Here is a 17,289-nt window from a genome sequence, read left to right as displayed (position 1 = left end):
AGCTTCAAGAATTTCAGCGGAAACTCAAGGGGTAAAGATAGACCCGTTTCGCACAACAAACCGACCGACCGGTTTTTCGGGTAAACAGTGCCTGGCGTCGCGGCAAAACGCTGAAAAGCAAGGCAGATCAGGGGATCAGTATGGTCGTGCCAGTGGTCTTGCGCCCTTCGAGATCGGCTTGCGCCTTGCCCGCGTCCTTCAGCGCATAACGCTGGTTGATCTTGATCTCGACCGCACCGCTCAACACCACGTCGAACAATGCCGCGGCGGAGACTTCGAGGTCTTCACGCTTGGCGTTGTAGACGAACAAAGTCGGCCTGGTAGCGAACAGCGAGCCCTTCTGCGCCAGCAGCGACATCGAAAATGGCGGGATCGGTCCAGAGGACTGACCGAAAGAGACGAACATGCCGAGCGGCTTCAGACAGTCGAGCGAGGCCGGGAATGTGTCGTTGCCGACCGAATCGTAGACGACGTCACATTTCTTGCCGCCGGTGATGGCGGCGACCCCGGCGACGAAATCCTGCTCCTTGTAGTTGATGACATGGTCGAAGCCATGCGCCTTGGCGAGCTCGATCTTGTCGGTTGAGCTTGCCGTGCCGATGACGGTGGCGCCGAGATGTTTTGCCCATTGTCCCAGGATCAGCCCGACGCCGCCGGCGGCGGCATGGAACAGGATGGTGTCGCCTGCCTTCACCTTGAAGGTCCGGCGCAACAGATACTCCGCCGTCATGCCTTTAAGCATCATGCCGGCGGCCTGTTCGTCGCTGATGCCGTCCGGCACCTTGACGACGCGGTCGGCGGCGACAATGCGCTGTTCGGCATAGGCGCCGACATTGACGGCATAGGCGATGCGGTCGCCCGGCTTCAGCCAGTCGATGCCTGCGCCGACCTCGAGAACCACACCTGCCGCCTCGCCGCCCGGGATCAGCGGGAAGCCGCCGGGCGGCGGATAGAGGCCGATGCGGTGATAGACATCGATGAAATTGAGGCCGATCGCGGTGTGCCTGACCAGGATCTGCCCGGCGCCGGGTTGTCCCGGATCGGCGTCTTCATAGGTCAGGACTTCCGGACCGCCATGGGCGTGGATACGGACTGCTTTGGACATTGTGGGCTTTCCTGCGGTCAGGCTTTCTTAGTGTCCGGCTTGGCGCCGAGTTTGGGGAAGAACTGCATGATACCGCCGATGCAGGCGAGGTAAAGTCCGGTGATGGTGATGCCGACCTTGGTAAAGACGCTGACCTGTTCGCCCAAAACGCCGATCTGGTCGTAGAAGGCGGCAAGGGCCGCCTGCGCCAGCGCCAGCGCACCGAAAGCGCACCAGAGCAGCGTCATGCCAAGATTGATTGGCCGCAGCCGCACCACCCGCACGGGATGGATGAAGTTGATCGGCACGAAGGTCAGGATGCCGGCCGCCACGACGACGCCGAAGGACACCCACTGTCCGGGCTCGATGACGAACAGCGTGAACACGACCATGTTCCAGACCACCGGAAAGCCTTTGAAGAAGTTCTCCTTCGTCTTCATTCCGGTGTCGGCATAATAGATGGCGCTGGACACCACGATGATGGCCGCCGACAGGAACGACAGCCCTTCGCCCATGAAGCCGCGCTGGTAGAGCGCGAAGGCGGGGATCAGCACATAGGTGACATAGTCGATGATGTTGTCGAGGAGTTCGCCCGACCAGGTCGGCAGGATCTCCTTGACCTCAAGCTTGCGCGCGATCGGCCCGTCTATGCCGTCGACGAACAGCGCCAGCCCCAGCCACCAGAACATCGCCGTCCAGCGTTGCTCGCTTGCCGCCACCAGAGACAGGAAGGCCAGGAACGAGCCAGACGCGGTCAACAGATGCACCGAGAATGCCCGCGCCTGCGGCCAGGTGACCTTTTTCTTCGGCCTGGGTATCCGGTCGGTGATCTTTTTGGCGGCATTCCTGGCGGTTGTGTTCTTGCTCACGGGCCCCGCCAATCCAGTTTGCAGATTTCGGCCGAGCGGCCGGCAAAGTTCCAGTTGTGGCCGAACGCCCGCATCTTGCTTTTGTCGGACCTGGCCACGATGATCTCCGGCGCGATCCAGTATTCCGAGTTGCCGATCACGGTATCCTTCTCGCGATCCTTGCCGGGAATCGGTGTGACCGCCCCGTCGATGATCTTCGGTATCTGGAAAATACGGGTCTTGTCACGCGTCTCGTAGGTGATCGGCACCTGCTCGACACCGAGGAACTTGCCGACAAGGATCGACAACAGCGAGGTTGTTCCGCCGGCCTTCCCGGTGAAGATCCTGGTCAGCGCTTTCACCGCATAGACGGAGGCGCGCTTGTCGATGAACAGGCCTGCGGTCCAGTTGCCGCGGCTCATAAAGCCGGGGATTTCCATGACCAGACCGAGATTGAGGCCGGACAGGTCGACCTCGCCGAAATGGCCTGCGTCGATGCGGAAGCCCGCCCAGGTCTGACAATAACCCTCCGTCGGCGGATGGCTGCCAAGCGACAGCACGCAAGGACAAAAAACCGTGCAATTGCAGGAGAGTACGAGCTCTCCTTTCATTGCCCAGCCTTGCTCTGCCATAGAATTCTCCCCCGTCATGCCGAGACTACTAGCAGGGCGACTACCCAGACAAGCAGTATCGCACCGGCCACTCGGGTTGGAAGGCTGCCGGTGGTCTGTTTTTCGATCAAGGTGAACAGGCCGATCAGCGCCATCCAGAACACGTTCATCGCGCCGACGGCAAACATCACCAGCATCAGCGCCCAGCAGCAGCCGAGGCACCACAGGCCCTGCTTCAGCCCTAGCCGGAAGATGCCACCCGGCTCCGCGCTCCAGTTGGAAAACAGTGTCGAGAACGGGTTCCGGCATTTTGTCAGGCAGGCCTGCTTGAGGCTGCTGAACTGGTAGAGGCCGGCAACCAGCAGCGCGGCCGCCGCGGCAAGGCCGCTCACCGGATCGAGCAATCGAGCGGAGGACGTAAATGCGTGGACGAGCAACGTCAGCACCGCGAGGCCGATAGAGGCGACAAGCCATGTCGAGAGGTAGCCGGCAGCCAGGACCAGCGGGTGGACCACCGGTTCGCCCTTGATGCGGGCGGTGTCGGCGATTTCACAATAGGTACGGATCATCGGCGCCGCCGACGGCAGCATCGTCGCCACGGCCATCGAAAACCACATCACGATCAACGCCAGAAGCTGTGCGCCGCCGGCATCAAGTGGTGCGGGCGTCAGGCACATGCCGAAGAAGCGGTCGAGGACATCCGGCAGCGGCAGTTGCGGCAGATATCGCAGGACCACATCGCCTGGTACGCCGGGGAGCCGGCCTTCGGCGCCGCGGATCGCCATGGCGCCGAGAATGAACCAGGCGAGCAGAATGCCGCCGGCGATGGCGATGTTGACCGTCAGGCGGGGGCTGCGGGCCAGGCTTGCCGTGGCGCGACCGGCGCGGTCGAGATGGCTGAAATCGTCCTGCTGGCCGGTCATGACAACCGAATGAGCCTAATCGCCGCGTTGATCAAGCCGCATGGTCTGACCTATATCCATGGGTAGACACCTGCATCGCAAACTGGAAGTCCAATTTGGATCATCGCGAGACAGCACGGATACTGGTAGCCGGCAGCGGCCCTGCCGGACTGATCGCGGCGCTCGGTTTCGCCGAGGCGGGCTTTCCGGTAACCCTGGTCGGACCCGAAGCAGGCGGGCCCGATGGCCGGACCACGGCGCTGATGAACCCTGCTCTCAAGGTTCTCGATCGGCTGGGCGTGCTGGCCGAACTTGCGCCGAAGGCCGCGCCGCTGAAGGTCATGCGCATCGTTGATGCGACCAGCCGGCTGATCCGCAGCCCGGTGGTGACTTTTCGCGCCATGGAGATCGGCGAGGAGCAGTTCGGGCTCAACCTGCCCAATAGTGCGCTGAACCCGACGCTGGCCAAGTCCGTCGCGGCCCATCCCGGCATCGAATGGCTGACGTCGATGGTCGAGAGTTGGCGTCTGGACGCCGATCAGGCGCATGCCGTCTTGACTGATGGTCGCGAAGTCTCGGCCGCGCTTGCGGTCGCTGCCGATGGGCGCCTGTCGCCGGCGCGCGAGGCGGCAGGCATAGTGGCCTCGGTGCGATCCTACCGCCAAGCGGCGCTGGTGCTGAATTTTGGCCATCGCAGCGAACACGGCCTCACCTCGACCGAGTTCCACACAGAGACCGGGCCGTTCACCCAGGTGCCGCTGCCCGGCAACCGCTCCAGCCTCGTCTGGGTGGTGAAACCGGAGGCGGCGAAGGACCTCGCCGCACTCGATGACGCGACGCTTTCCGAGCGTGTCGAGCAGCAGATGCAGTCGATGCTGGGCCGGGTGTCGGTCGAGCCCGGCCGACAAATTTACCCGCTTTCAGCGGCATCACCGGGGCGCTTCGCGCAAAACCGTGTGGCGCTGGTCGGCGAGGCTGCACATGTGTTCCCGCCGATCGGGGCCCAAGGTCTAAACCTCGGCATCAGGGACGTCGAGGATCTGATTGGAATCGCACGCGAAAATCGCGGCGACCCTGGCGCCGCAAGGGCTTTGGCCGCCTATGATTCCAGGCGCCGTCCCGACATTCTGGCGCGTTCGGGCGCGGTCAACCTGCTTAACATGTCGTTGCTGTCGGACATGTTGCCGGCGCAGATGGCACGCAGCGCCGGCCTCAATGTGCTCGGCAGTTTCGCGCCGCTGCGCGCCTTTTTCATGCGCGAAGGCTTGAGGCCGGGCAGCGGCTTTGCGGCGCTTACCGGCGGTTCAGGGAAACAGGTCCGGCGGTAAGATGCCGTGGCGGATCATGTAGAGCAGCCCGGTCACCGTCAGCACCGAGAGGCAGGTGGTGATCAGCACGCTGGCCGACGCGCGTTGCACCCAGACGCCATATTGCTGGGCGATGACGAAGACGTTGGTTGCGGTCGGTAATGCCGCCAAAAGCACGGCTGAAAAAACCCAGATTTCGGAAAAGTTCCCGATCCAGCTCAGCACGACGTAGCAGAGCGATGGATGCAGGATCAGCTTCAGCGCCGCGATCGACGCCAACTCATGCGGCACGCGGTTGAGGGGCCGGAGCGCAAGCGTCACGCCCATGGCAAACAGGGCGCAAGGGGCGGCCGCCCGAGACAGATATTCGAGCAGGCGATCGACCGGCTGCGGTGGGTGAAAGCCGAGATAGGCGGCGCCGACGCCAAGCGCGGTCGCGATGATGAACGGGTGCAGGACGATTTTCCTGACTACGCCGAGGATGAGCCGCCACGGCGATGTCTTGTCGTCGCCCGACAGCGCCATCATCATCGGCGCGATGGCGAAATGCATGATATTTTCGAAGCAGAAGATCAGCGCAACGGGGACCGCCGCTTGTTCGCCGAAGGCGAGCAGCGCCAGCCCCGGCCCCATATAGCCGATATTGCCGTAGGCCGCGGCCAGCGCCTTGATCGTCGACTGGGCGATCTCGCCGCGCGACGCCGTCACCGACCATACGAACATGATCGAGAAGATCGTGTAGGTGGAAAATACCGAGCCGAAGATGAAGCGCCATTCGGTCAACTGTTCGAACGGCGTGCGGGCCAGCAATTGGAAGAACAGGGCAGGAAGCGCGACATAGACGATGAAGGTGTTCATCCAGCCAAGCGCTTCCAGCGGCTGCCTGGTTATGCGCGCGACCAGAAAGCCGATGAAAATCAGCCCGAAGAACGGAATAACAAGACCGACAATGTCAGACATTTTTGCCCTGGCCCGAAACCCCGGGACCGGGCTAGCCCGTAGCTTCATCGGGCGTCAAGCGCTTCGGCATTGAACTGACACGCTTTCTGCGCCAAATAAAGCCTGATCCCAGACCTAAGTCGGGCTCGATTTTTGGCCAGGGTGTGTGTAAATTCAAAGTCTTAGAGCGCTCTTCGCACATTCGAGGGGACGCCGGGCGCTCTAGAGGCTTAGTGGTGAGTATGATGAAAACGGCCAAATTTTCGATCGGACAGGTGGTTCGTCATCGGCTGTTTCCGTTCCGCGGCATCATTTTCGATGTCGATCCGCAATTTGCCAACACCGACGAATGGTACGAAGCCATCCCGGCCGACGTGCGGCCGCGCAAGGACCAGCCGTTCTACCATCTGCTCGCCGAGAATTCGGAAACCGAATACATCGCCTATGTCTCCGAGCAGAACCTGCTCGAGGATCAATCGGGCGAACCGGTCCGGCATCCACAGATCGGCGAGATGTTCGACAAGCGGCCCGACGGACGCTATGAGCCAAAACGCCAGTCGAGACACTGACATCACCTTGCATCGACGTGACGACAACAAAAAAGCGGGGCATGACCCCGCTTTTTGTCGCTCCGGTATCTGTCCCGGCGATTAGTTGGCGGCTTTGGCCTTGGCCTGCTCGTCCTTGAGCTTCTTGGCGAAGTCCTGGTTGTTCTTGACGACGAAATCCTGAAGTTTTTTCTGCCGATCCTCGATGTCCGACTGCTGCAGCGGCGCGCCGTCAAAGGCGCCGCTGAAGCCGGTCAAGGCAACCTTGATTGGATTTGGCTGACTCTGGAAGTTGATCGAGGTCAGCGTGATCGCCTGTCCCTTCTTGAAGGACGCGACGAGCGCGTCGGTCAGCGGCACTTCGGCAACGCAACGGTCGGCGAAGCAAATGACATAATCCAGCTTCGTCGCCTTGCCGGCGTCTATTTGCAGGGCGATGCCGGGGGGCACCAGGCGACCTGGGGGAACCGTGACCTGGAAGACCTTGCGGTTTACCTTGCCCTTCAACTCGATCAGGCTGACGCCGGTGACGAACTGGCCGTTGCCGGCAGTGATGATGTTCTGGACATTGCAGATGTCGACATCTTCCTGCTTGGTGCAGGCCTTGAACCAACCCTGCGGAATCTGTTGCTGTGCCGAAGCGGTGGGAAGTCCGGCGCCCAGAAAGCCGACCACGCCCGCGGCCAGGACCGAAAGGCGGTATGCGTTGCTGTTCAGGCTCGTCATGTCGTGCATTTCCTCTCAAATGATCCCGGGACCGGCTTCTTCGCGCCGTGTGGTCCTGCTACCTGTTGCCGAATTGAGGCAACAGAATGACTTCGGAGCGCGTGTTACACTGCATGAGCAGCCGAATCCAGCCCGCCGCCTGCAATTCTTGGGCCTCGCAATTTGGGTCGTGCGATTTGGGTTGATGTATCTGGCCGGAGCGCCGCGGCGCCATGTTAGGGTGCACTCCGAATCATCAAGCCGCCCAGTAAGGAGACGGTCATGGGCCGCATTCTTGTTTGGCTGATCGCCGCAATTTCGTTCTTCGCCTTTGCACCCGGCGTGGCGATGTCGGAACCGAAACATGCCATCGCCATGCAGGGCGAGCCGGCGCTGCCAGCCGACTACCAGCATTTCGACTACGTCAATCCCGATGCGCCCAAGGGCGGCAACATCACTTACTGCGTCGTCGGCAGCTTCGACAATCTGAACCCGTTCATCCTGAAGAGCCTGCGCACCACGGCGCGCGGCATGCAGGACCTCATTTTCGGCAATCTCGTCTTCGAGCCGTTGATGATGCGCAACTACGACGAGGCCTTCAGCCTCTATGGCCTGCTCGCAGACACGGCCGATATGGATCCCGAGCGCAAGTGGATCGAGTTCCATCTCAACCCAAATGCAAAGTGGTCCGATGGCGAGCCGGTGACGCCGGATGACGTGCTTTTCACCTACGATGTCTTCACCGACAAGGGCCGCCCGCCCTACAGGGATCGCATGAGCCTGATCGCCAAGCTCGAAAAGACCGGCGATGACAGCGTGCGCTTCACCTTCAACGACAAGGCCAATCGCGAGACTCCCTTGATCATCGCGCTAACGCCGATCATCCCAAAGCACGCCTTCAACAAGGATACCTTCGACAAGACGACGTTGAAGCCGGTGATCGGCAGCGGTCCCTATACCATCGACAAGGTGCAGCCGGGACAGCGCATCGTCTTCAAGCGCAACCCGAATTACTGGGGCAAGGACATCCCTTCCAAGCGCGGCTTCGACAATTACGACCAGATCACCATCGAGTACTTCCTCAACGCCAATGCCAAGACGGAAGCGTTCAAGAAAGGCATCTGCGCCATTTACGATGAGGGCGATCCGGTCAAGCGCGAGCGCGATATCGATTTTCCCGCCTTTCATCGCGGCGAGGTGATCGCCGAGACCTTCGACACCGGCATACCGCCCGTGGTGACCGGCTTCCTGTTCAACACGCGACTGGAGAAGTTTTCCAATCCGGAGGTGCGGCGCGCGCTCGGCATGCTCTACGACTTCGAATGGGCCAACAAGAACCTGTTCGGCGGTAAGTACACGCGCACGATGAGCTACTGGCAGAATTCCGAACTTTCCGCGCTCGGCCATCCCGCCAGTGACAGGGAAAAGGCGCTGCTGGCGCCCTACCCCGGCCGCGTGCCGGCCGATGTCATGGACGGCAGCTGGCGCCCGCCGGTGAATGACGGCACCGGCCAGGACCGCAAGGTGATGAAGGTGGCGTTCGACCTGCTGAAGAGTCAGGGCTACGCCGTTAGGGATGGTGTCCTGCTGGACCCAAAGGGAACTCCGTTCGGTTTCGAGATCCTGACGGCGTCGCAGGACGAGGAACGCTTTGCCGCCATTTATCAGCGCTCGCTGGAAAAGATCGGCATCGCGGTGACCATCCGCAGCCTCGAAGCCGACCAGATCCAGTCGCGCAAGCAGCGTTTCGACTTTGAGGTTCTTGTCGGGTCGAGCGGGTTCAGCAACTCGCTGTCTCCCGGTATGGAGCAGAACCTTCGCTGGGGTTCTTCAGAGGCCCAAAGAGAAGGTTCATTCAATCTGGCCGGCGTCGCCGATCCAGCGGTCGACGCGGCGATCGACGCGATGCTGAGAGCACGGACCAAGGAAGACTATGTCGCCGCCGTGCGCGTGCTCGACCGATTGCTGATCTCCGGCAATTACATGGTGCCGATGCAGTACAACGCGCAGCAATGGCTCGCTTACTGGAATTACCTGGATCATCCCAAAAAGACACCCATATTCGGTTATCAATGGCCGACATGGTGGCGCAAGCCGAACTGAGCGTAGCCGAGATCATGCTCGGTAAAACGCTCGGCTGCAGGAGATCAAGATGAGCGATGACAATTCCATTACGGTCGACGTGGTTTCCGACGTCGTCTGCCCCTGGTGCTTCGTCGGCCAGAAGCGGCTGGATAAAGCGATTGCCGCTGCCGGCGACGTTGAGGTTCATGTGCGCTGGCGGCCGTTCCAGCTCGACCCGACCATCCCGCTCGAGGGCAAGGACCGGCGCGAATACATGCTGGCCAAATTCGGCAGCGACGAGCGCATCCGTCAGATGCATGCCCGCATAGAGCCGCTCGGCGAAGCCGAAGGCATCGATTTCGCTTTCGACGCCATCAAGGTCGCCGCCAACACGCTGGACGCGCATCGTGTCATCCGCTGGGCCGGTGCCGCCGGTGAAGCCGTGCAGAACCGGCTCGTGCGCCGGCTGTTCCAGCTGTATTTCGAGGAAGGCGGCAATATTGGCGACCACGCCGTGCTGGTCGATGCCGCCCGCGAGGCAGGCATGGACGCTGCCGTGGTCGAAACGCTGTTGCCGACCGATGCCGACGTCGAGGAGGTGCGCACAGAAATCGCCACGGCGTCGCGGATGGGGATCACCGGCGTGCCGTGTTTCCTGCTCGAAGGTAAATACGCCGTCATGGGCGCGCAGGACGCCGACACGCTGACTGATGCCATCCGCCAGGTCGCGGCTGCAAAGGCCAAGGGCGAGCTGGAAAAGGCCGGCTGACCGAAGTTATTTCACCGTCACCTTGGCTTTGCTGAGGAAGAATCCGTGGCCGTTGCTGCCCGTGCAGGTCAGTCCCTTGGTTGACGACTGGCAGGTAAACGGCCCTTTGCTCCAGCTGCTTCCGTAAGCCAGCTTCGCCACATCGCTGCAGCAGCCCTGCTCGCCCGGATTCTTGATCAATGTCGCCGGGCCGTTCGGCCCAAGGATCACGGTGACGTAGCTGGGCTCGACGCGCGAACAGCTCAGTTCCGGACCGCCATCCTGTGGCTCGTAGGTGCTGGTGCCACCCTTGGGCGTGTAGATGCAGCCGATGTTGCCGGACGGGGCATTGAACTCGATCTGCCCTTCGGCGCTTGCCGCAATGGTCTGGCTGCCGGCATGCGCCAGAGGCAGCCAGGCAAGGAACGACAGGATTGCGGGAGCGGCGGCGCGTGCAAGCATGGGAGCTTCCTTGTTCAAGAACCGGATATGCATGGGTGCCGACAGTGCCCGGCAAGGTTCATTCCAGCGCGCACGATTGTCAAACGGCATTAAGCTGCAGCTAAAAAGCGCGTGCGGACTCATGAACAGTCGCTGTGCAGGGCGATCTTGCGTGCCCGACATGATGGCCTGTGAGATGATTCGCGCAGCCTTGGAGCGATCACCGATGGCAGTTTTTCGACCGATCCGGTTAGCGCGCACCAGGAAAACCGGCTGACGGGCAAGGCTTTTTGGTCACAAAGCCGTGTATGAGCCTTCCCTCAGGGAATATTTCCGCACATCTGAGCGTTCTCGCAAAGCATTGAAACGAAGGGGATATTTGGCCTAGAAACGGCGGCATCCCAGCACCGACTGTTGCCTCATGGCAACGGCGGGTGGGCTGCCTCACATTCGCCGGGATAAAATTCATAGAAAATGATCAATTGGTGTTACTATCCGTAACAAAACTAAAAAAGGTTTGGGCGGGATTGTGATTCGGGTCGACAGACCGCGACGTTCAATATCGGCACTTTGGAACCGCGACGCCCCCGCCGGGCCGTCGCCCCTGACGCCAGTATCGTCGATGCGGACCTTCTGGGGACTGATGCGGGCCTACTGGTTCTCGGACCGGTGGAGGGAGGCCTGGGCTCTCACCGTCGTCCTCGCACTCATCATAGCCCTGTCGAGCAAGGCCGACGTCTGGTTTACCGTGTTGGCGGGCGAACTGGCAGCCTCAATCGCTTTTTTTCACGACGCCGCGAATACCACGCCCCTTGAATCGGTGCTTACCAATGCCGGCCTGCTTGTCCTGCTGGTCGTGTTCAAGGACATGGGAATCATAGGCGCCTGCAAATTTGTATCGGCGACATTGCATCGCAAATGGCGCGCCTGGCTGAACGCGCGTTTCAATGCGGCGCTGCTCGATACCAACCATACGCACTACCACGCCCAGAATGGCTCGCCAGATGCGCCAGCGCCCGACAACATTGATCAGCGCGTGCAGGAATCCATCAAAGACATGGCGGGCGGTGCCATCGGGCTTGCCCAAGGTGTGTTCGGCGTCTTCACCTCACTTTATTTTGTCGGCGGCGCTTTGCTGGCGAATTCCGTGGAGGTAAAAGGCCTGGATGCCCTCGGCAGCTATGGCAGCGCCGTCCTCGCTCTGCTGGCGGTTGCCATCTACGTGCCCGTCAATACCTGGATCGCGATCAAACTCGGCGGAATGCTGGAGTGGCTCAACGTCAGGATGCAGAAGGCCGAAGGCACCTATCGCAGCGAGCTGATCACTTTGTTGCGCCGCAGTTTCCATGTGTCGGCGTCGCAAGGCGAAGACGTGCAAAAGACGATACATGGACGGCTCTATCTCGATATCGATACCACCTGGTCGAAGCTCAACATCGTCAACACCCTCTATGCGGGATTCGAATCGGTCTATAATTTCGTCGGGGCCAAAGTTGTCGCCTACGGACCTGGTCTGGTGCCGTTCATCCACAACGGCGTCGACCTCAAGGGCTACATAACCGGTTCCGAGCAGGTCAACGCGCTGATCAGCAAATGTTCCTGGTTCATCCATGTTATGCCGAGTCTCGCCACCTTGCGGGCCAACAGCCAGCGCGTCATTGAATTGGCGCACGCCATTGAAAACGTCCAACAGCCGCAGGAATTCTACAGCCAGACCGGCCGTTCCGATTTCCACTATGCCAGCCAGAACCCGGTCTTCGGCCTGACCATCCAGAAGCTTGAACTGGCGCATCAGGGTGAAGACGCCACGCCGTTCCTGAGCGCAGCCAATCTGCGCTTTCGGCGCGGCGAGTGGGCATTCCTCAAGGGCGAATCCGGCTGCGGCAAGACTTCGCTGATCAAGGCGATCAACGGCTTGTGGCCTTATGGCCGCGGCACCATCGTCTTCCCTGACGGTGTGAGGAGCTTCTATGCCGCCCAGGAGGTCAAGCTGCAGCTGGTGTCGCTGAAGCAGCTGGTGTGCCTGCCCGGCTCCGAGGACGACTATGGCGATGCGCAGGTCGCGGCAGCCCTGCACAAGGCCGGCCTTGGCGATTTCATCGAACACATGGCCGATGAAAGCCGCGAGGGAAAGATCTGGGACCAGCTGCTGTCCGGCGGCCAGAAGCAGAAGCTGGTTGTGGCCCGCATCGTGCTGCAGCAACCGGGACTGCTGTTCCTCGACGAAGCGACCGGCGCGCTCGATCCGGATGGCAAGATCGCCTTCCACCAGGCCATCAAGGACAACTGTCCCGATGTCACGGTGATCAGCATCATGCATGAGGCGGTGCCGCCACGTTCGGCCTCGGGCGAGGAATTCTACCATAGCGTGGTCGCGATCGCCGACGGCGTCGCCACCAAGAGGCCGCTTGTTCCGAACCTTCCGCGCGAGCTCACCACCATCCTTACGCAGCCGCGGCCGGTCGAGGACAAATGGATGCGTTTTTCACGCCGGCTGAAGCAGAAATAGCAGCCACGCCGAAGCGCGTTCCGCCACTGGCGGCGGGGCACTCGCTCCCTCCCCCTTCAATAATCATCACAGTCTCGCGATTGGGCCGGCTCCCGGCTGTTTTCCGCCACCCCCGCGATTGACTCGCCAAGATGCGCTCCTATGTTGCGCACGCTCGCTGAATTCCAACTCGAACCCGCGAGCAGAAAGGTCACCGCGCCATGCCTGGCGACAGTAGTCGAACGCAACCGCCGTCCGCCTCGATGTGACTCTAACGGCTCACGTCCCGCCGGACGGCAAGGAGTGAGCCATGAACGAATTTACCCCCGTCGTAGCGGGCGACGATGCCGTCGCTATCGCGCGTATCCTTGCCAATGATCACGTCGCCGATGTCGTCGAGGCCCTGAACCGGGAATCTCGCGATACCGCGATAGAACTGCTTTGCGAAATGCCGTTCGAGCGGCTGGTCGAGATCTTCGACCAGCCTGAACTCGACGGCGCCTCCGATCTGGCCGAGGCGCTGCCGCGCGCCAAGGCGTGCAAGCTGCTGACCGCCATGTCGGTCGACCGCGCCGCCGATATCCTGCGAGAGCTGGATGAGCCGACGCGCTCCGAGCTGCTCGGCGGGTTGGTCCCGCCGCTGCGGGCAACGCTGCTTTCCATTCTCGGCTATCCCGAAGGCAGCGCCGCCTCGATCATGACGACCGAATTCGTCAGCGTGCCGTCGGACTGGTCCGTCGGGCGCACGCTCGACTACATCCGCAAGGTGGAGCGGACGCGGGAGACCGTCTACGCCATCTACATCGTCGATCCAGACACGCATGTGCTGGTGCGCTCGACCGGCCTGCGCCGGCTGATCACCGGCGAGCCGGACGATCCGATCCTGTCGGTGGCGCCGGATCGCGCCCCGGTGACGGTGACGCCGCTGACCGATCGCGAGACACTGGCGCAGACGATCTCCAAATATGACCTGCTCGCGGTTCCCGTCGTCGACCATGGCAAGATCCTCGGCATCGTCACCATCGACGACATCATCGACACCATGATCGAGGAGACGACCGAGGACGCGCATCGCTTCGGCGGCATGGAGGCGCTCGACGAGCCCTACATGAAGATGAGCTTTCTCGCCATGATCAAGAAGCGCGGCGGCTGGCTGTGCGCGCTGTTCATCTCGGAGATGCTGACCGCCAATGCCATGCAAAGCTATGAAGGCGAACTGCAAAAAGCGATCGTGCTCACTCTATTCATCCCGCTGATCATGAGCTCGGGCGGCAATTCCGGTTCGCAGGCGACCTCGCTCGTCATTCGCGCGCTGGCGCTGCGCGAGATCGGCCTTCGCGACTGGTGGCGGGTGGCGTTGCGCGAATTGCCCACCGGCTTCGTGCTCGGCGCCATGCTTGGCGTGGTCGGCATCTGCCGCATCGCGCTCTGGCAATATATGGGCTTCTACGATTATGGGCCGCATTGGCCGCTGATCGCGGCGACCGTGGGGGCAGCACTCGTCGGCATCGTCACGTTCGGCTCGCTGTCGGGGTCGATGCTGCCGTTCGCGCTGAAACGGATCGGCTTCGATCCGGCGAGCGCCTCGGCGCCGTTCGTCGCCACGCTGGTCGATGTCACCGGTCTGGTGATCTATTTCTCGGTGGCGCTGGTCATCCTGCGCGGCACTTTGTTGTAATAAGCTTCAGGCCTCCCATCTCGGTGGCAACAGCGGCTGCCATGGGGGGTTCTTCAAGATCGAGCGCGCGGGCGTCAATCGACCCGCACGCCGTTCTTCACGCGGTAGCTAGGCTTGTACATGGTGACCAGTTCCTCCGCTGCCGTCGGGTGGACGGCCATGGTGCGGTCGAAATCATCCTTGGTGACGCCGGCCTTCAGCGGAATGCCGAGCAACTGCGCCATCTCGCCGGCGTCCGGCCCGAGGATGTGCGCGCCGAGCACTTTTCGCGTGGCGCCATCGACCACCAGCTTCGTCAGCATCCTTTCGTCGCGGCCCGACAGCGTGTGCCGCATCGGCCGGAATGTGGCGCGGTAGATTTCGATATCGGAGTAGCGCTTGACGGCATCGTCCTCGGACAGCCCGACGGTGCCGATCTCCGGCTGTGAGAAGACGGCGGTCGGGATGGTGTCGTGGTCGGGCGCGGTCGGATTGCCTTTGAATGCGGTCTCGATGAAACACATGGCCTCGTGGATCGCCACCGGTGTCAACTGCACGCGGTTGGTGACGTCGCCGATCGCCCAGATGTTGTCGATGTTGGTGCGGGAATACTGGTCGACAACGATGGCGCCGGTTATGCCGAGTTCGATGCCGACGCCTTCCAGGCCCATATTCTCGGTGTTGGGGAGGCGGCCGATGGCGAGCATGACCTGGTCGACGGTCAGCACCTTGCCGCCGGTGACCAACGCATCCAGCCTGCCGTCCGGCCGCTTGCGGACCCATTCCGACACGGCGTGGCAGAGGATCTTGATCCCCTTCTTTTCCATGGTCTCGTGCAGCATGCGCCGCAGGTCCATGTCGAAGCGCGACAGTATCTCCTTGCCGCGATAGACCAGCGTGGTGTCGACGCCCAAGCCATGGAAGATATTGGCGAATTCGACGGCGATGTAGCCGCCGCCCTCGATCATGATCGCCTTCGGCAGTTGCTTGAGGTCGAAAACCTCATTGGAAAAGATGCAATGCTCGTGACCGGGCAGCGCCGGGTGCGGCGCCGGCCGGCCGCCGGTGGCGATCAGGATCTGGTCGGCGGTGACGGTGCGGTCATCGCCCAGGAGATGCACGACATGCGGGTCGACCAGCATGGCGCGCGAGTGGAACGTCTCGCCGCCGGCGCCTTTCACGTTCTTTTCGTAGATCGCTTCCAGACGGGCGATCTCGCGGTCCTTGTTGGCGACCAGCGTCGGCCAGTCGAAGCTCGCCTCCGGCACCGTCCAGCCATAGCCGGCGGCGTCGGCAAAATGCTCGGGAAATTGCGAGGCATAGACATAGAGTTTTTTCGGCACGCAGCCACGGATGACGCAGGTGCCGCCATAGCGGTATTCCTCGGCGATGCCGACACGCTTGCCGAGCGCTGCCGCCACGCGCGCCGCCCTCACCCCGCCGGAGCCGCCGCCGATGACGAAGAGATCGTAGTCGTAACCGGCCATGCTGCTGTTCCTTGCCCCAAGAAATGTTTGAGACAGGTAGGCTGCATGAAGCCAAAAGAAAAGCCCGGTTTCCACCGGGCTTTCTGGTCCAGCGGCAAGGATGCCGGTGGCGAAATCAGACGTCTTAGTTCTTCGGCGCTTCCGGCTGGTCACCGTCTGCGGGCGCATCGCCGTCGGCAGGTGCAGCGCCATCGGCGGGGGCAGTTGCGTTATCCGGCGCAGGCGCGGCCGGAGCAGCGGCCTTCGCGGCGGCTGCCAGCGTTTCGCCGACCTGCTGGGCGAGATCGCGCGCCAGGCCGTTCTGCCAGATGTCGGCGGCCTTGACCAGTTCGCGCGTCACGTTGGGGCCGTTGTCGAGCAGCTTCTTGCCGGCATCGGAATTGTAGAAGGCGGCGATGTCGGTGAGATCCTTCTCGGAGAACACCTTGGCATAGGCGAGCGCTGCTTCCTTCTCCAGATCGGCACGGCGCGAGGCCAGCGCCAGTGCCTTTTCGCTGACGGTCTTGCCGATCAGCTCCTGCATATCAGGGTTCTTCTGGATAAGCTGCTGCTCGAGCGAGGCCGCCGCTTGCGGCAGGATGTTGTCGAACGAGTCGGTCGCGTGGATTGCCGTGACCGCCGCCCGTGCCGCCTTCAGATGCGATTCCGTGATCTCCTGCGAGAACGCCGGGGAGGAGAAGGCGAAAACGGCCGAAGCCGCCAGAACGGCGCAAAGATTGCGAACCCGGTTATGCAACATCATGATCGGTAGAACTCCCTGGTTTTCGGGCGGCATGGACGGTTTGGATGCCGTCGCCGCCGGCGATGATGGCCGCTGACGCCAGCCCGATGAAAAGACCATGCTCGACCACACCAGGAATGGCATGGAGAGCATTCGAAAGCGCTCTTGTATCCGGAATGCGGCCAAAAGATGCATCGAGGATAAAATGGCCGCCGTCTGTAACAAAAGGCTGGCCCCCCGTCATCCTCAATGTAACCGGGCCGGAAAGGCCGAGACTTTTGGCCGCTGCCGCGACCGCGATTTCGGTCGCGCGCAGGCCGAACCGGTTGACTTCGATCGGCAAGGGAAACCGGCCAAGGGTGTCGACCATCTTCGAGCGATCGGCAATGACGATCATGCGCTGAGATGCCGCCGCGACGATCTTCTCGCGCAGCAGCGCGCCGCCGCCGCCCTTGATCAGTGTCAGCGCCGCGTCGATCTCGTCGGCGCCGTCGACGGTAAGGTCGAGCTCGGGCGTTTCCTCAAGCGTCGACAGCGGCACGCCAAGTTCGCGGCAAAGGGCTGCGGTGCGCTCCGACGTCGGCACGCCGATGACGGACAAGCCGGTGGCGATCTTTTCGGCCAGCAGCCGCACGAATTCGTCGGCCGTCGTCCCGGTGCCGATGCCGATGCGCATGCCGTCGCTGACATGGGCAAGGGCTGCCCGCGCGGCCTCGACTTTCAACTGCCTCGCATCCAT

General features: G+C 61.9%; 16 protein-coding genes. 6 read left to right on the top strand and 10 right to left on the bottom strand.

Going from position 1 to position 17,289, the window contains the following annotated elements; all coding sequences use genetic code 11:
- Positions 1 to 127: 127 nt before the first annotated feature.
- The 4 genes from X750_RS136240 to X750_RS136255 are packed head-to-tail and all read right to left on the bottom strand — an operon-like array spanning position 128 to position 3,466.
- Positions 128 to 1,105: a quinone oxidoreductase gene (locus X750_RS136240; RefSeq protein ID WP_023748803.1), complete on the bottom strand. Its 978-nt coding sequence runs from the start codon at positions 1,103 to 1,105 to the stop codon at positions 128 to 130.
- 17 nt (positions 1,106 to 1,122) lie between these two features.
- The gene (gene pcsA / locus X750_RS136245) at positions 1,123 to 1,953 is read right to left on the bottom strand and encodes a phosphatidylcholine synthase (RefSeq protein WP_023668966.1); all 831 of its coding nucleotides are present in this window, start codon (positions 1,951 to 1,953) and stop codon (positions 1,123 to 1,125) included.
- Positions 1,950 to 2,564, bottom strand: coding sequence for a DUF1326 domain-containing protein (locus X750_RS136250; protein WP_023691317.1), 615 nt, complete (start codon positions 2,562 to 2,564; stop codon positions 1,950 to 1,952). The genes pcsA and X750_RS136250 overlap by 4 nt, the downstream gene beginning before the upstream one ends.
- 14 nt (positions 2,565 to 2,578) lie before the next feature.
- Positions 2,579 to 3,466 carry a DUF2182 domain-containing protein gene (locus X750_RS136255; RefSeq protein WP_023748802.1) on the bottom strand — a complete coding sequence of 296 codons (888 nt, stop codon included), beginning with the start codon at positions 3,464 to 3,466 and terminating at the stop codon, positions 2,579 to 2,581.
- 95 nt (positions 3,467 to 3,561) lie between these two features.
- Between X750_RS136255 and X750_RS136260 the strand changes: the two genes are divergently transcribed.
- Positions 3,562 to 4,773, top strand: coding sequence for a UbiH/UbiF family hydroxylase (locus X750_RS136260; protein WP_023748801.1), 1,212 nt, complete (start codon positions 3,562 to 3,564; stop codon positions 4,771 to 4,773).
- Here the strand turns inward: X750_RS136260 and X750_RS136265 are convergent.
- Positions 4,750 to 5,712, bottom strand: coding sequence for an AEC family transporter (locus X750_RS136265; RefSeq protein ID WP_023730586.1), 963 nt, complete (start codon positions 5,710 to 5,712; stop codon positions 4,750 to 4,752). The genes X750_RS136260 and X750_RS136265 overlap by 24 nt on opposite strands.
- A 224-nt stretch (positions 5,713 to 5,936) precedes the next feature.
- Here X750_RS136265 and hspQ point away from each other — a divergent pair, with 224 nt between their 5' ends.
- The gene (hspQ, locus tag X750_RS136270) at positions 5,937 to 6,260 is read left to right on the top strand and encodes a heat shock protein HspQ (RefSeq protein WP_023668971.1); all 324 of its coding nucleotides are present in this window, start codon (positions 5,937 to 5,939) and stop codon (positions 6,258 to 6,260) included.
- Positions 6,261 to 6,341: 81 nt separating this feature from the next.
- Here hspQ and X750_RS136275 read toward each other — a convergent pair whose 3' ends face one another.
- The gene (locus tag X750_RS136275) at positions 6,342 to 6,965 is read right to left on the bottom strand and encodes an invasion associated locus B family protein (RefSeq protein WP_023668972.1); all 624 of its coding nucleotides are present in this window, start codon (positions 6,963 to 6,965) and stop codon (positions 6,342 to 6,344) included.
- Positions 6,966 to 7,226: 261 nt separating this feature from the next.
- On the opposite strand from X750_RS136275, the gene X750_RS136280 reads away from it, so the two are divergent.
- Entirely contained in the window at positions 7,227 to 9,047 is a 1,821-nt protein-coding gene (locus tag X750_RS136280; RefSeq protein WP_023748800.1) for an extracellular solute-binding protein, read from the top strand.
- A gap of 49 nt (positions 9,048 to 9,096) precedes the next feature.
- Entirely contained in the window at positions 9,097 to 9,777 is a 681-nt protein-coding gene (locus X750_RS136285) for a DsbA family protein (protein ID WP_023730583.1), read from the top strand.
- A gap of 6 nt (positions 9,778 to 9,783) precedes the next feature.
- On the opposite strand, the gene X750_RS136290 is transcribed toward X750_RS136285, so the two are convergent.
- Positions 9,784 to 10,218, bottom strand: a complete 435-nt coding sequence (locus X750_RS136290) for a hypothetical protein (RefSeq protein ID WP_023748799.1) — start codon at positions 10,216 to 10,218, stop codon at positions 9,784 to 9,786.
- A gap of 601 nt (positions 10,219 to 10,819) precedes the next feature.
- Here X750_RS136290 and X750_RS136295 point away from each other — a divergent pair.
- Both X750_RS136295 and mgtE read left to right on the top strand, forming a co-directional pair.
- A complete protein-coding gene (locus X750_RS136295) occupies positions 10,820 to 12,706 on the top strand; it encodes an ABC transporter ATP-binding protein/permease (protein ID WP_023696128.1) in 1,887 nt (628 codons plus the stop codon).
- A gap of 289 nt (positions 12,707 to 12,995) precedes the next feature.
- Positions 12,996 to 14,363, top strand: a complete 1,368-nt coding sequence (gene mgtE, locus X750_RS136300; protein ID WP_023748798.1) for a magnesium transporter — start codon at positions 12,996 to 12,998, stop codon at positions 14,361 to 14,363.
- Between the two features lie 74 nt (positions 14,364 to 14,437).
- On the opposite strand, the gene gor is transcribed toward mgtE, so the two are convergent.
- The 3 genes from gor to rpiA all read right to left on the bottom strand — a co-directional run bounded on the left by gor (position 14,438) and on the right by rpiA (position 17,289).
- A complete protein-coding gene (gor, locus tag X750_RS136305) occupies positions 14,438 to 15,829 on the bottom strand; it encodes a glutathione-disulfide reductase (protein ID WP_023748797.1) in 1,392 nt (463 codons plus the stop codon).
- A 124-nt stretch (positions 15,830 to 15,953) separates the two neighbouring features.
- Positions 15,954 to 16,571, bottom strand: coding sequence for a DUF2059 domain-containing protein (locus X750_RS136310; protein ID WP_023668979.1), 618 nt, complete (start codon positions 16,569 to 16,571; stop codon positions 15,954 to 15,956).
- Positions 16,558 to 17,289: a ribose-5-phosphate isomerase RpiA gene (gene rpiA / locus X750_RS136315; protein ID WP_023748796.1), complete on the bottom strand. Its 732-nt coding sequence runs from the start codon at positions 17,287 to 17,289 to the stop codon at positions 16,558 to 16,560. The genes X750_RS136310 and rpiA overlap by 14 nt, the downstream gene beginning before the upstream one ends.

Origin of the sequence: Mesorhizobium sp. LNJC391B00, from assembly GCF_000502535.1 — a bacterium.
Lineage (GTDB): Bacteria > Pseudomonadota > Alphaproteobacteria > Rhizobiales > Rhizobiaceae > Mesorhizobium.
The sequence above is the reverse complement of the archived record's forward strand: the minus strand, read 5'-3'. Positions and strand labels throughout refer to the sequence as shown.